General features: G+C 63.4%; 8 protein-coding genes. 5 read left to right on the forward strand and 3 right to left on the reverse strand.

From position 1 onward, the window contains the following. Positions 1–77 precede the first annotated feature (77 nt). A complete protein-coding gene (locus VA599_RS23310; RefSeq protein WP_346790871.1) occupies positions 78–1097 on the forward strand; it encodes a GGDEF domain-containing protein in 1020 nt (339 codons plus the stop codon). A 179-nt stretch (positions 1098–1276) separates the two neighbouring features. Here VA599_RS23310 and VA599_RS23315 read toward each other — a convergent pair whose 3' ends face one another. Continuing rightward, entirely contained in the window at positions 1277–2977 is a 1701-nt protein-coding gene (locus VA599_RS23315) for a bifunctional metallophosphatase/5'-nucleotidase (RefSeq protein WP_346790872.1), read from the reverse strand. Positions 2978–3194: 217 nt separating this feature from the next. Continuing rightward, a complete protein-coding gene (locus VA599_RS23320) occupies positions 3195–8003 on the reverse strand; it encodes an NAD-glutamate dehydrogenase (RefSeq protein ID WP_346790874.1) in 4809 nt (1602 codons plus the stop codon). Positions 8004–8479: 476 nt separating this feature from the next. Between VA599_RS23320 and VA599_RS23325 the strand changes: the two genes are divergently transcribed. From VA599_RS23325 to VA599_RS23340, 4 genes are all read left to right on the forward strand, one after another. Next, positions 8480–9244, forward strand: coding sequence for an ABC transporter substrate-binding protein (locus tag VA599_RS23325; RefSeq protein WP_221665286.1), 765 nt, complete (start codon positions 8480–8482; stop codon positions 9242–9244). A 71-nt stretch (positions 9245–9315) separates the two neighbouring features. Beyond that, positions 9316–10002 carry an ABC transporter permease gene (locus tag VA599_RS23330; protein WP_346790875.1) on the forward strand — a complete coding sequence of 229 codons (687 nt, stop codon included), beginning with the start codon at positions 9316–9318 and terminating at the stop codon, positions 10000–10002. Beyond that, complete coding sequence (locus VA599_RS23335) at positions 9999–10730, forward strand: ABC transporter permease (protein ID WP_346790877.1); 732 nt, start codon at positions 9999–10001, stop codon at positions 10728–10730. The genes VA599_RS23330 and VA599_RS23335 overlap by 4 nt, the downstream gene beginning before the upstream one ends. A 132-nt stretch (positions 10731–10862) precedes the next feature. After that, on the forward strand, positions 10863–11858 hold the full coding sequence (locus VA599_RS23340; protein WP_021475743.1) for a GlxA family transcriptional regulator: 996 nt from the start codon (positions 10863–10865) through the stop codon (positions 11856–11858). A gap of 1 nt (position 11859) precedes the next feature. Here VA599_RS23340 and VA599_RS23345 read toward each other — a convergent pair whose 3' ends face one another. Next, a complete protein-coding gene (locus VA599_RS23345; protein WP_234004425.1) occupies positions 11860–14040 on the reverse strand; it encodes an ATP-binding protein in 2181 nt (726 codons plus the stop codon). Positions 14041–14347 lie beyond the last annotated feature (307 nt).

The raw sequence follows: 14347 nt of genomic DNA on the forward strand, positions 1-14347 counted from the left end.
CTTCGGCGGCTTGCCTATAATTCTGGGAACTTGCGGCGCGGACGCGCCGCATCACGGCCATTCCAGGAGTTCCCGCCATGCCGACGCCTCCCGCGGAGCAGGATGAAAGCAAGCTGCTGCTCGACAATCTGGTCGAGCTGACCTCGCAGCGCGAGCAGGAAATGCTGGAGTCCAGCCTGCTGTCCACTCTAGTGGAACTGATGCATGTCGACAGGGTGGAGCTGTTCGCCTGCCGCCGGGTCAACGGCTCGCCCTATCTCTGCCGGCGGCTGGAAGCCCTGGCCGCGTCTGGCAAGCCGGAGGTCCGCGAAACCCCGGCAGACGGCTGGCTGCCCCCTTCCCCGTTCCTGCGCGATCTGTTCAGCCACACCCATCACGACAACACGGCGCTGCTGCGCATTCCCAGCGGCCTGTGTCTGCCCTTGCACTGCATGGGCAACATCACCTCGCTGGTGGTCATCCACTGCGGTCCGGACGCCGACGTCAACCGGGACATGCTGCTGGCGATGGCGCGGATACACGAGAACTTCCTGCGGCTGCTGTTCGAGGCCGACCGCGACATGCTGACCGCCCTGCACAACCGGCGCAAGTTCGACCTGCGCTTCTATAACCTGATCGCCTCCTTGCAGCATGAAGCGGAATCCGCGGCCACCCATATGCTGGCCTTGCTGGACATCGACCATTTCAAACAGGTGAACGACCGCTTCGGCCACATGGTCGGGGACGAGGTGCTGCTGCTGATGGCTCAGCTGATGCAGGCAAGCTTCCGCGAAGAAGACGGACTGTTCCGCTATGGCGGCGAAGAATTCGCCTTGCTGCTGGAATGCGGGGACGCGGAACCGGCCGAAGTCGCGCTGGAGCGCTTCCGAGCCTCGGTCCGGCGGCACGTTTTCCCCCAAGCGGGCTGCATCACCATCAGCATCGGCTACACCCGCATCACCCCGGGCTTGTTGCCGGACCAGTTGCTGGAGCAAGCCGACCGCGCGCTTTACTACGCCAAGAGCCACGGCCGCGACCAGGTATGCGGCTTTGAGAAGCTGGTGGCCGGCGGCAAGCTGGAATCCCCGCTCATCGCCGACCAGATAGACTACTTCTGAAAGCCCGCCCAATGCCTGCCGCGCGTCGGCGACACGGCGTTGCGAACAGCTTCGGAATCTCGCGCGCCGTATCCGCGCTGCGCTTCTTCATCTGTTTTCGCCTTGCCTCGCCCTCGCTCGCCGGACTTTGAACAGGCGCAGAGCCCCTCCACCTGCCCGCAGGCGGAGAGGCCCATCGCTCATGGCAGCTGAACGATGCGGTTCAGCGCCGGCACCGGCAAGTTGGCGCGCTTGGCCAGATAGCTTTGCAGCACGTCCACATCCACCCCGCCGCCGACGCGGTTGCCGCCTTCTGTCAGCACGGTGAAGCCGTCGCCGCCGCCGGCGATGAAGTTGTTCACCTGCACCGTGTAGCTGGCTGCGGGATCGATCTTCACGCCGTTGATGGTGATGCTGTTGATGTCCACCTTGCTGCCGGCCGGCGCAGACTGGCTCCAGCTGTAGCTGAAGCCGGACGACACCTGCAGGATCTTGGGCTGGGACGGGTTGCTCCATTGCTGCTCCAGCAGGCGGTCTATCTGCGCGCCGGTCAGCGTCATCGTCATCATGGTGTTGCCGAAGGGTTGCACGGTGTAGATCTGCTTGTAGCTGATGCTGCCGTCTGCCGCCGGCGCCAGGTCGGCGCGGATGCCGCCCGGATTCATGAAGGCGGCCACTGCGCCCTGCGCCCTGCCCGCATCCAGCTGGGAATCCGCGAGCACGTCACCCAGTGTCGATTCGCCCGCCGCGCTGGCAGTGCGGGTCAAGGCGCCCGCCAGCGTGCCCACCGGCTTATTGGCGATGGGCGCGGCCTTGGTCAGATAGAACTGCACTAGGCTGCTGATACTGGCCAGCGGCGCGATGTCCTGCGTCACCGGACGGTTGACCGCCTGGATCGACCCCGGCACGAAAGTCCGCGTCGCCGGGCTCAGCTTGAAGTTGATCTCGGTGAACAGCTGGCCGTAGTTCTTGGCGCTGGTGACAGTGCGGCCATCGATCTGGCAATTGTAAGCCTGGTGGGTGTGGCCGGTGACCACCAGCCCCACCGCCTTGTCCAGTTTCTTGACGATGTCGACGATGGGGCCGGAGATGCCCTTGCACTCGTTGTAGTTGCCGCTCTGGTAGCCGCCCTCGTGCACCACCACCACCACCGCGGCCACGCCTTGCGCTTTCAGCTTGGGCACCAGCGCATTCACGGTGTCGGCCTCGTCCTTGAAGCTCAGGCCCTGGATGCCGGTGGGCGACACGATGTCGGGCGTGCCCTTCAGCGTCATGCCGATGAAGGCGACCGGGATATTGCCGTACTTCTTGATCTCGTAAGCCGGGAACAGCGTGCCGCCGTCCTGTTTCTGCACATTGGCCGCCAGGAACTTGAACTTGGCGCCGGAGAAGCCGCCGCCGTACAAGCAGGAGGTTTCAACCGCGCCGGCCTTGCAGCCGCCGTTCTGCATCCGCAGCAGCTCATCCTGGCCGTCGTCGAACTCGTGGTTGCCCACCGCGTTGATGTCCAGGCCCAGCAGATTCATCGCCTCTATCGTCGGCTCATCGTGAAACAGGCCGGACACCAGCGGGCTGGCTCCGATCAGGTCGCCGGCCGACACCACCACGGTGTTCGGCGACTGCGCGCGCAGCTGCTTGACCCAGGCGGCCAGATAGTCGACGCCGCCGGCCGTCACCTTGACAGTCTTGCTCGGGTCCTTCGGATCGGGAATCGCCAGCGTGCCCGGCGCTTCCAGGTTGCCGTGGAAATCGTTGAAGGCGATCATCTTGACCGCCACCTGGCTGGCGGCGGCTTCGTCGCCGGTCTGGGTGCGCGTCGCGCCCACGGACGAGGAATCGGACATGCAGCCGCCCAGCGCCAGCGCGGCGCTCAGGGTCATGCCCAGCGGAATCAGTTTCATCACTTGCTCCTTGTGTATTGTTCTTTCGAAGCCCGCCGCTGCCACGGCATGACGTCGAGATCGGAAAAGATACACAATTTCAGTGACATTTGAGCTACTAAAATCCACAAAACCGATGCAAATCCGATATTCCGGCAATATCAACAAAAACGCCGCGAGGAATCCTCGCGGCGTTTTTCATTCCGCCCTCGCGGCCGGAATTTTCAGGACATCAGCATCAGGCCAGCAGATGGTTGTTCAGCTCGCGCATGCCGGCGGACAGCATCGCCAGGTCCAGCGCGCTGAACGACTGCAGCTCGGCGAACATCTGGCCGCAGATTTCCACCGCGCCCTGGCGGTTGACCAGCCACTTGGCGGCGAAGTCCGCCGCCGACACGCCTTCCAGCGCCTGTCGGGCCAGATTGCGGTGCACGCTGTACAGGTCGTCGCGTAGCGCCGAACGAGCCAGCGACTGCCAGCGGTTGTCGCGCGGCAGGCCGGTGATGGCGTCGCGCAGCCAATCCAGCTGCAGCGTGCTGCCCAGTTGGTAGTAGTTGGCGGCCACCTGCTCCAGCTTGAGCTTGCTGCCCTCGCTGATCTCGATGATGTCCATCAGCGGTACCGCGAACTCAAGGCGCGCCAGCACCTGGGTCAGCGGCTGCGGCAGATTCGCGTGAGCGATGCGTTGCTCCAGCGCGGCCACCGCCGGGTAGTCGGCGGCCGGAATCAGCTTGGGCAGCTGCGCCAGCAGGCTCTGCACCTTGGACGCGTACTGCTCGATCACCGCGTTAACGGAGCCGAACGGACGCTTGTTGCGCAGCACCCAGCGGGTCACGCGCTCCACCAGCGTGCGCACCAGCACCATCAACTGCATCTGCTGGTCGGCCGGCACCTTGTTGTCCAGCGCCTCGATCTGGCCCCACAGGCTTTCCGCGTCAAACACGCGGCTGGCGATCCACCAGGCGCGGGCGATGTCGGCCGCGGAGAACGGCGACTCCTCCTGCATCCGGAACACGAAGGTGGTGCCCATGCGGTTGATGATCTGGTTGGCCAGCTGGTTGGCGATGATCTCGCGGCGCAGCTGATGCTGCTCCATCTGCTTGCCGAAGCGCTGCTGCAGCGGTTTCGGGAAGTAGTTGACCAGTATCGGCAGGAAGTCCTTGTCGTCCGGCACATCGGTGGCCAGGATGGCCTGATCCAGCGAAATCTTGCTGTAGGCCAGCAGCACCGCGATCTCCGGCACGGTCAGGCCCTGGCGGGCGAGGCGGCGCTCGTTGATCTGGGTTTCGGACGGCAGATACTCGATCTCGCGGTTCAGTTCGCCGGTCTTTTCCATGTGCGCGATCATCCGCGCATGGGTGGACAGCATCGACGCGGCTTCCAGACGCTTGATCGCCAGCACCTGGGTCTGCAGCACGTTGTTGCGCAGCACCAGATGGCCCACTTCGTCGGTCATCTCGGCCAGCAGCTCGTTGCGCTGCTTCAGCGTCATGTCGCCGGCCTGCATCACCGCGCCCAGCAAGATCTTGATGTTGACCTCGTGGTCGGAGCAGTCCACGCCGGCGGAGTTGTCGATGGCGTCGGTGGCGATGCGGCCGCCGGCCAGCGCGAACTCGACGCGGCCCAGCTGGGTGCACGTCAGGTTGCCGCCTTCGGCCACCACGCGGGCTTGCAGCTGGTTGCCGTTGACGCGCACCGGATCGCAGGCGCGGTCGCGGGCGTCGGCGTGGCTCTGCGTGGACGCCTTGACGTAAGTGCCGATGCCGCCGTTGTACAGCAGGTCGATCTTGGCCTTGAGGATCTCATGGATCAGCTCGTTCGGCGCCATGCTGTCCTTGCTGGTTTCCAGCCACGCCTTCACTTCCGGCGACAGCGGGATGGACTTGGCGCTGCGCTCGAAAATGCCGCCGCCCTTGGAGATCAGCTCGCGGTTGTAGTCGGACCAGCTGGAGCGCGGCAGATTGAACAGGCGTGCGCGCTCGGCGAAGCTCTTCTTCGCGTTCGGCGTCGGGTCCAGGAAGATGTGCAGGTGGTTGAATGCCGCCTTCAGGCAGATGTGCTCGGACAGCAGCATGCCGTTGCCGAACACGTCGCCGGCCATGTCGCCGATGCCGATCACGCTGAAATCCTGCTCCTGGGTGTTGATGCCCAGATGGCGGAAGTGGCGCTTCACCGATTCCCAGGCGCCGCGGGCGGTGATGCCCATGCCCTTGTGGTCGTAGCCGGCGGAGCCGCCGGAGGCGAAGGCGTCGCCCAACCAGAAGCCGTAAGACTCGGAAATGCCGTTGGCAATGTCGGAGAAGGTCGCTGTGCCCTTGTCGGCGGCCACCACCAGGTACGGATCGTCCGGGTCCAGGCGGCGAACGTCGGTCGGCGGAATGATCTGGCCGGTCACCAGGTTGTCGGTGACGTCCAGCAAGGCGGAGATGAAGATCTTGTAGCAGGCGATGCCCTCGGCCAGGAAGGCCTCGCGCTCGGACGGCGCCGGCAGTTGCTTGCCGACGAAGCCGCCCTTGGAGCCCATCGGCACGATCACCGAGTTCTTCACCATCTGCGCCTTCACCAGGCCCAGCACTTCGGTGCGGAAGTCTTCCATCCGGTCGGACCAGCGCAGGCCGCCGCGGGCGACTTTGGAGCCGCGCAGGTGCACGCCCTCCACGCGCGGGCTGTAGACCCAGATTTCAAACATCGGGCGCGGCTGCGGCAGGAACGGAACCTGGCTGGATTCCAGCTTGAACGAGATGTAGGACTTGAAGTGGCCGTCTTCCGCCTTCTGCCAGAAGTTGGTGCGGCGGGTGGCCAGGATCACGGCCAGGAAGCCGTTCAGGATGCGGTCTTCGTCCAGATTGGCCACGCCGTCCAGCATGCCGCGCACGGCGGCCAGCAGCAACTCGGCCTTGTCGTCGTCGAAGCCTGCCGGGTCCAGGCGGGCGTAGAACAGCTCGACCAGGCTGCGGGTGATGGCCGGGTAGTTGGCCACGCACTGCTCGATGTACGCCTGGCTGAAGGTCAGGCCGCCCTGGCGCAGATACTTGGCCAGCGCGCGCACCAGCGAGATTTCGCGCCAGTCGAGGCCCGCCACCAGCGCCAGGCGGTTGAAGCCGTCGTTTTCGCAGCGCTTGGCGAACACCTGGGCCAGCAGCTCCTGGAAGTCCTGCTGCACCTGGTCCTGCGCCATCTGCTCGCCGAAACCGCCGACGTCGAGGCCGAAATCGCTGATCCACACTTGGCTGCCGTCCGCGCGCTTCACGCAGTACGGATGCTCATCGCGCACCTTGACGCCCATGTTCTCGAGAATGGGCAGGCTGGCGGACAGGCCCAGCGGCTCGCCTTCGCGGAACAGCTTGAGATTGAAGGCCGCGCCGACGCGGTGGAAGGGACGGTACAGCTTCATCGCCAGCGGCTGCTCGGGGCAGATCGCCTCCAGATGCTGGACGTCCAGCACCGCGTTGCGCACCGCGAATTCTTCGCGGTAAGCCAGCGGGAAACCATCCTTGTAGCGGTTGAACAGGCCGTTGCCGCGCTCTTCGCCGTGGGCTTCCACCAATTGCTGGTGCAGCTCTTCGCTCCAGCCGCGCACCAGGCGGGCGATTTCAGCCTCGATGTCGGCGGCGTGGAATTCCGGCAGCTTGGCGGATGCGGTGCGAATGATGTAGTGGACGCGGGCCAGGGTGCCGTCGCCGATCTGCACGCTGAACTCGGCGCTGGCGCCGTTGAAGGCGTTCATCAACACCTTTTCGATCTTCAGCCGCACTTCGGTGCTGAAGCTGTCGCGCGGCACGTAGACCAGGCTGCTGACATAGCGGTGGTAGCGGTCGGCGCGGACGAACAGCCGCACGCGCGGGCGTTCCTGCAGGCTGACGATGCCTTCGGCTATCGGCGCCAGCACTTCGGCCGGGATTTCGAACAACTCGTCGCGTGGATAGCTTTCCAGCACGAAGCCCAGCGTCTTGGACTTGTAGCTATCGTCGACGAAGTCGCAGTTCTTGACGACGGTGGACACCTTCTGGCGCAGGATGGGCACATCCTTGGGCGACATCTGGTAGGCGCTGGCAGTGTACAGGCCCAGGAAGCGGCGCTCGCCTATCACCTGGCCCTTGTCGTTGAAACGCTTGATGCCGACGAAGTCGACATAGGCCGAACGGTGGATGATGGAGCGGGTCTGCGATTTGTTCAGGATGATCAGCTGCGGCAGGTGGGCCAGTTCGCGCAGCTCTTGCGGCAGTTGTTCGAAGCTGGCGGAGTATTCCTTGTCGCCCTGCTCTTTCAGGATGCCAAGACCGGACTCCTTGACGATCTTCAGGCTGTCCTTGCCGTCGCGCTTGACCAGATCGTAATCGCAATAGCCCATGAACAGGAAGTTGCGCGCGGCCATCCAGTCGAGGAAGGCCACGGCTTCCTTGGCTTCGGCGGCGCGCTCGCCCTTCACCTTGGCCAGGTCCTTGCCGATGCCGGCCAGCACTTCGCGCATTTTCGGCTCGTCGCTGACCACCAGGCGGATATCGGCCAGCACGCGCTTGAGCTCGGCTTCCAGCTTGGCCAGCAGCTCGGCGTCGCTGATGCGGTCGATCTGGACGTGGATGAACGACTCCAGCGGCAGGCTGCGGTCCTCAGTGCGCTTCACCTCGGCCAGCACGCCGCTCTTGTCGCGGGCAACCGCCAGCACCGGGTGGACCAGCAGATGCAGATTGAGGTTGTAGCGCGACAGCAGCATGGAGATCGAATCGATCAGGAACGGCATGTCGTCGTTCACCACTTCGATCACCGTGTGGGTGCTTTGCCAGCCGTCGCGTTCGAAATCGGGGTTGTAGATGCGGCACTTGACCTGTCCGGCAGAGCGCTTGCCGGCGAACTCGTAGTGCGCCATCGCTGCGCCGAACAGATCGAGCGAGGAGAACTGCCTGAGGTCGGCGTGTTCGGTCTCTTCGAAATAGATCGGGAAGAAGGCGGCGAGTCGTTGGGTCTCCTTGGAAGAAAGCTTGCTCTCGGCCACTGCCTGAATATCAGCGATCAGGCTGGCCAGTTCGGTCTTGTTGGTAAGCGACATTTAGCTTCTCTTGTTGTGAGCAGGGAGGTTGTCGGGGCATTGTAGATAGCGCCACCCCGGCCGGATTTCCTTAATGCGACATGCACTTACACAAAAAGCGCCATGCCTATCCCAGAGGCAACAACGCAGGCGCATAAGCCGCCCGAAAATCCAGCCGACACCTTACAGCAAAGCGACGGACAATTACACAAATCTCGTAACAGCACGCATTGTAGATCATCAAACAATTATCGCGTAACTTGTTGATTTTTATGATATTTCCATTTGTTCGCAAAAGTAAGGTAGAATGTGCGCACTTGCTTGTGGGGATTGACCAAATCAGCCGCTTATTGTTGGCTATCGCAAAAACCGTTGGTCAATTCAGAACACAAAACGGCCCGGATCGGAACATTAACGTCGCCTCCGGTGCGGGGTTTACAAGCCGGCCGCCTGCGCATCGCGCCTGCGGCCAACGAGAGAGAAGTAGAAGCAACATCATGAAAAAAGCCCTGATCGCAAGCGCCGGCCTCGCCCTGCTCGCCTCCCTGTCCGCCCAGGCGGAAACCCTGCGCATCGGCGTGGATCTCAACTACCCGCCGTTCTCCAAGCAAGGCGCCGACGGCAAGCCGCAAGGCTTCGACATCGACATCGCCAACTCGCTGTGCGCGGCGATGAAAGTCACCTGCCAGATCGTGCCCCAGGACTGGGACGGCCTGATCCCGGCGCTGAACGCCAACAAGTTCGACGCCATCATCTCCTCGATGCAGATCACCCCGGAACGCCAGAAGGCGGTGGACTTCTCCCACAAGTACTACAACATCGCCAGCCGCATGGTGGCCAAGGACGGCACCAAGGTGGACGCCGCCAGCCTGAAGGGCAAGAAGATCGGCGTGCTGCGCGCCTCCACCCAGGAAAAGTTCGCCAAGGACAACTGGGGCAAGAACGGTGCCTCCATCGTGTCTTACGCCAAGTCGCCTGAGTCCTTCCTGGACCTGAAGTCCGGCCGCGTGGACGCCGTGTTCGTCGACAGCGCCGTCGGCGAACAGGAATTCCTGAAGACCGCCCAGGCCAAGGGCTACGCCTTCGTCGGCCCCAATTACTCCGACGTCAAATACTTCGGCCCGGGCTGCGGCATCGCCGTCAAGAAGGGCAACAAGGCATTGGTCGAACGCCTGAACAAGGCCATCGACCAGATCCGCAAGGACGGCGCCTACAAGAAAGTCCAGGACAAGTACTTCAGCTTCGACATCTACGGCGGCTGAGCCCTGAACTGACCCACCCGATACGACGCCGGCGCGCCGGCGTCGGCAATCCCCTTTTCCGAGATTGCTTCATGCTTCAAGGCTACCTTCCCAGCATCCTCGAAGGCGGCGTGCTGACCCTGAAACTGGCCGGCACCTCGCTGGTCGTGTCCGTCGCGCTCGGCCTGGTCGGCGCGCTGTTCAAGTCCAGCCACTCCCGTCCGCTGACTCTGCTGGCCGAATTCTACTCCACCGTGGTGCGCGGCATTCCCGACCTGGTGTGGATGTTCCTGCTGTTCTTCGGCGCCCAGATGGCGCTCAACGACATTTGCGGCTACTTCGGCTGGCAAAGCCCCGACATCAACCCCTTCGCCGCCGGCGTGGCCACGCTGGGCTTCATTTTCGGCGCTTACATGACGGAAACCTTCCGCGGCGCGATGATGGCCGTGCACAAGGGACAGATGGAAGCCGGCCTCGCCTACGGCATGTCGCCGCTGCGCGTGTTCTTCCGCATCCAGCTGCCGCAGATGGTGCGCTACGCGCTGCCCAGCTTTTCCAATAACTGGCTGGTGCTGGTGAAGTCCACCGCCCTGGTGTCGGTAATCGGCCTCAATGACGTGATGTACCGCGCCGACGCCGCCAAATCCGCCACCCAGCAGCCCTTCGACGTCTACATCATCGTCGGCGCGCTGTTCCTCGCCGTCACCGGCGTATCCAACCTGCTGCTGTACTGGCTGGAAAAACGCTATTCGATGGGCGCCAAGGAGAGCGGACTGTGATCGATCCTCAACTGATTATCGAGCGGCTGCCGGAGTTCTTCGGCGCCCATGACGGCGGCCCGATGCTGTCCAGCACCGACGGCCTGGTCCTCACCCTGGAGCTGCTGGGTCTGTCCCTGCTGCTGGGCCTGGCCATGGCCATCCCGCTGGCGGTGGCCCGCGTCTCCAAGAACCGCGCGCTGGCGGGCGCGGTCTGGCTGTTCGGCTACGTGTTCCGCGGCACGCCGCTGCTGGTGCAGCTGTTCATCATCTACTACGGCCTCGCCCAGTTCGACTGGGTGCGCGACAGCTGGGCCTGGCGATATCTGCAGGATGCCTACGTTTGCGCGATTCTGGCCTTCACGCTGAATACCGCCGCCTACACCACCGAGATCATCGCCGGCCAGATCCGCGCCACCCACTGGGGCGAGATCGAGGCGGCCCGCTCGATGGGCATGAGCCAGTGGCTGATGCTGCGCCGCATCGTGCTGCCGTCGGCGCTCCGCCGCGCGCTGCCGGCTTACAGCAACGAAGTGATCATGATGCTGCAGAGCACCGCGATCGCCGGCCTGGTGACGCTAGCCGATCTCACCGGCGTCGCCCGCCGCATCTACAGCGAAAGCTATATGCCATTCGAGCCCTTCCTCACCGCCGCGCTGATCTACCTGGCTCTCACCTTCGGCCTGGTCTGGCTGATGAAGCGGGCCGAATGCCGCTACCTGGCCTTCCTCGCGCCCCGCAAGCATTGAGGCCGCGCGGGCCGGCAACAATTTGTGCCGGCCCGCCGAAATAAATCGTACAATGCAGGGCGAGATAACGCCGCCATGCCAGGCTTGCCTGCCATGGCGGCATTTTTGCCAACTGACACAGACAATCACACCATGGGTCACCCGCCCCAAACCGGCAAAGCCCTGCGCTTTGGCTTCCTGCTCCTGCCCCACGCCTCGATGGCCGACTTCGCCAGCGCCTCCGAGGTGCTGACACACGCCAATCTGCTGGCGGAAAAACGCCTGTACGAAACGCTGCTGCTATCGCTGGACGGCGCGCCGGTGCAGCTGTCCAACGACATCAAACTGGCGGTGGACCTGCCGCTGTCCTACGCGCCCAAGCTGGACTACCTGCTGATCCTGGCCGACGAGATCGTCAGCGATTTCGCGCTGGAAGATTTGAGCAAAGCCCTGGGTGGCGGCAACGCCGACAAGATGACCCTGGCCGGCCTAGGCTGCGGCAGCTACTGGCTGGCGCGCGCCGGCCTGCTGGCGGGACAGCGCGCGACGATACACTGGCGCGAAATCGCGCGGCTGACCGAGGAATTCCCGGACGTGATCGTCACGTCCAATCTGTACGAGAGCGAGGGCCGCTGCCTAAGCTGTGCCGGCGGCGCCGCCACCTTCGACTTCATGCTGGATCTGGTGGGAAAGCAACAGGGCCACGAATTCATCGCCCAGCTGTCCGAGCTGTTCAGCATGGAACGCATCCGCCCCGGCAACGAACGCCAGCGCATCCCTCTGGCCACCCGCATCGGCGGCAGCCAGCCCAAGCTGACCGAAGCGGTCAGCCTGATGGAGGCGAACATCGAAGAGCCGCTGTCCACCGACGACATCGCCTACTACGTCGGCGTGTCCCGCCGCCAGCTGGAGCGGCTGTTCAAGCAATACCTGGGCACGGTGCCGTCGAAATACTATCTGGAGCTGCGTCTGAGCCGCGCCCGGCAACTGCTGCAGCAAACCAGCAAATCCATCGTCCAGATCGGCCTGGCCTGCGGCTTCTCCAGCGGTCCGCATTTCTCCAGCACCTACCGCAACCACTTCAACATCACGCCGCGCGAAGAGCGCGCCCAACGCGCCTTGCCCGGCGCGCTGACGCGCGCATCCTGAACTAGCTCAGCTGCCGCTCCGCCTGCAGGGCCAGCGGCAGCTCGATCCGGAAGCAGGCGCCGCTGGCCGGTATGTTTTCGGCCGAGATCAGCCCGCCGTACTGCTCGACTATGGTCTGGCAGATCGACAAGCCCAAGCCCATGCCGTGTGGCTTGGTGGAAAAGAACGGGTGGAACAGCACTTCCAACAAGTCCGGAGTAATGCCCCGCCCCGTATCCCTCACCTCCAGGATTCCCTTCCGTCCCTCTCGCCGGGTATGGATGATCACGTGCCGTTTCATAGGCGGCTCATCCTTCAAGGCGTCCATAGCGTTGGACAGCAGATTCAACACCACCTGCTCCAGCTGGATGCTGTCCGCCATCACCGGAATGGAGTAACCCGACAATAGCTGCACCACTTCGATGCCTCGCTCGCGCAGGTCGTACTCCGCCAGAAACATGCAGTTGCCCACCACCTGGTTGATATCGATCAGCCGCGTCTCGATCGCCCGTTTGCTGACCAGCGCTCGCAGCCGCTTGATGATCTCGCCGGCCCGGCCCGCCTGCGCCACCGCCAGCTTCAGCGCCGAATGCACCTGCGGCGGCGCGTCGTCGACGCCCTCCAGCATCTGCATCGCCGCCTGGCAATAATTGGAAATGGCGGTCAGCGGCTGATTGAGCTCATGGGCGATGCCCGAAGCCATCTCCCCCATCGTGTGCAGCCGCGCCACGTGCGAGAGCTTTTCCAGGTGCTCCTTGACCCGAGTTTCGCTGGCCTCCAGCGCCTCGGCCGTGCGTTGACGCAGCGGCCCCATGTCGCGCAGCGCGCACACCACGCCGATCAGCACGCCGTCGCGGGACAGCAGCGGCGCGACGCCGCCCTCGACGAAATGCACCTTGCCCCGCGCGGTGGTCAGCTGCATTCTTTCCTGCAACTCCACCGGCAGACCGGTGCGGAAGCACTCGCCTATCGGATCCTCGGCGAACTCCGAGGCCAGCTCCCCCAGCAGCCGGAACACCTCGTGGCAAGGTTGGCCCAGCACCTCCTCGGCCGGCATCTCCACCAGCCTCAGCGCCATTGGATTCGCCATTTCAATGTTTCGATCCTGGCGCAGGATCACCACCCCGTCGTGAATCGCGTTCAAGGTCACAGACGCGCGTTCGCTCTGCAGAAACAGCTCCTCATCCGCCAGGCTGCGCTGCCTGCGCAAAGCCATGCGCTGGGAATATATCAGGCCGGCGGCGGCCAGCAGCAGCGTCAGCAACAGCTCCCTCAACAGCAGCGGCAACAACGCCAAATCGCTGACGCGGACGTCCTGGGCGACGCCCAGCACGAACGGCTGCGCTTCGCTATTCAGCGGCAGCTTCGCCTCCAGCCGGGTGACGACCGGCCACCAGTCATGCTCGGCGACGCGATGAAGCCGCTCATACAACAGCTCATGACCGCCCTCCTTGGCCAGCAAGGCCAAATCCAGATTATTGGACAGGCTGGCATCGACCGGCAATTGCAACAGCCGATCGCAGAAAACCACCAGCACCGCCATCCCGGCCAGCCGCTTTCTGCCTGGCGACTCCGAGTCCCTGAACAAGGGCTGCATCAGCAGATAAGCCCGCCCACCGCCGTCATACAGCTCAAAGGGACGAGAAGACACTTTCTGCCCGCCGGAAATCGCCCGCCGTAACTCCGGAGCGAAATAGGCATCGCCAAGCACGTCATAACCATAAACGGGACTGGCTGCCGGCAAATCCGGCTCTATCATCGAGACGACTAGAGACTGGGCTCGCACCGGGGCAGGCTGCCAGCTACGCCGGCCCACGACATCGAAATCTCGGATATAGAAAGTCTCGCCAAAGCGTTGCTCCATCTCTCTCAGGAAAACCACCCGATTATCGGCGGAAACATTGCGGAGAAACTGGATGGCGTACAACTGCTGATAACGGGGAAGCATCTCACGGGAAAAGGCGCCGACGGCAGCCGCATCGAACGGCTCGCGCGACAACAGCAGCGCATCGATCGCCGATAGCACCGACTCGTTCTGGTCCAGCCGCCTTGCCACGCCCGCATACGCCTGATGCGCGGCCAGCTCGAAGCCGTCCTGCAAGCGGCGATATTCGCTCACCCCCCACTGCGCTGTCACAAGCAGCGTGCAGGCAAGCCAGACCGCGCCGAACAGCAGCCACTCGCCGCCCTTGAATTTGCTCAAGACTTCCGCCCTAGGGGTTAATTCGACATTTTGAATAATATGCGCTGCATAAAATATCTGCCGCGCATTTTTGCAAAAATGCAGATCTCCCGCAACGGCATAAGATGGACAATCTGTCCAAGAATTCACACCACATCGACATATCCTCAGAAACGCCAAAGCCCCGCCGGGTTCGGTCGGGGCTGCTGGGAGGAGGTTTCGCGCGCGCAATGCACAAAGCCCAGCTCGTTTGAGCTGGGCTTCGTTATGGGGCGTCTGGCGGTGTCCTACTTTCACATGGCGAATGCCACACTATCATCGGCGCTAA

The organism is Chromobacterium indicum (genome assembly GCF_039708975.1).
GTDB lineage: Bacteria > Pseudomonadota > Gammaproteobacteria > Burkholderiales > Chromobacteriaceae > Chromobacterium > Chromobacterium piscinae.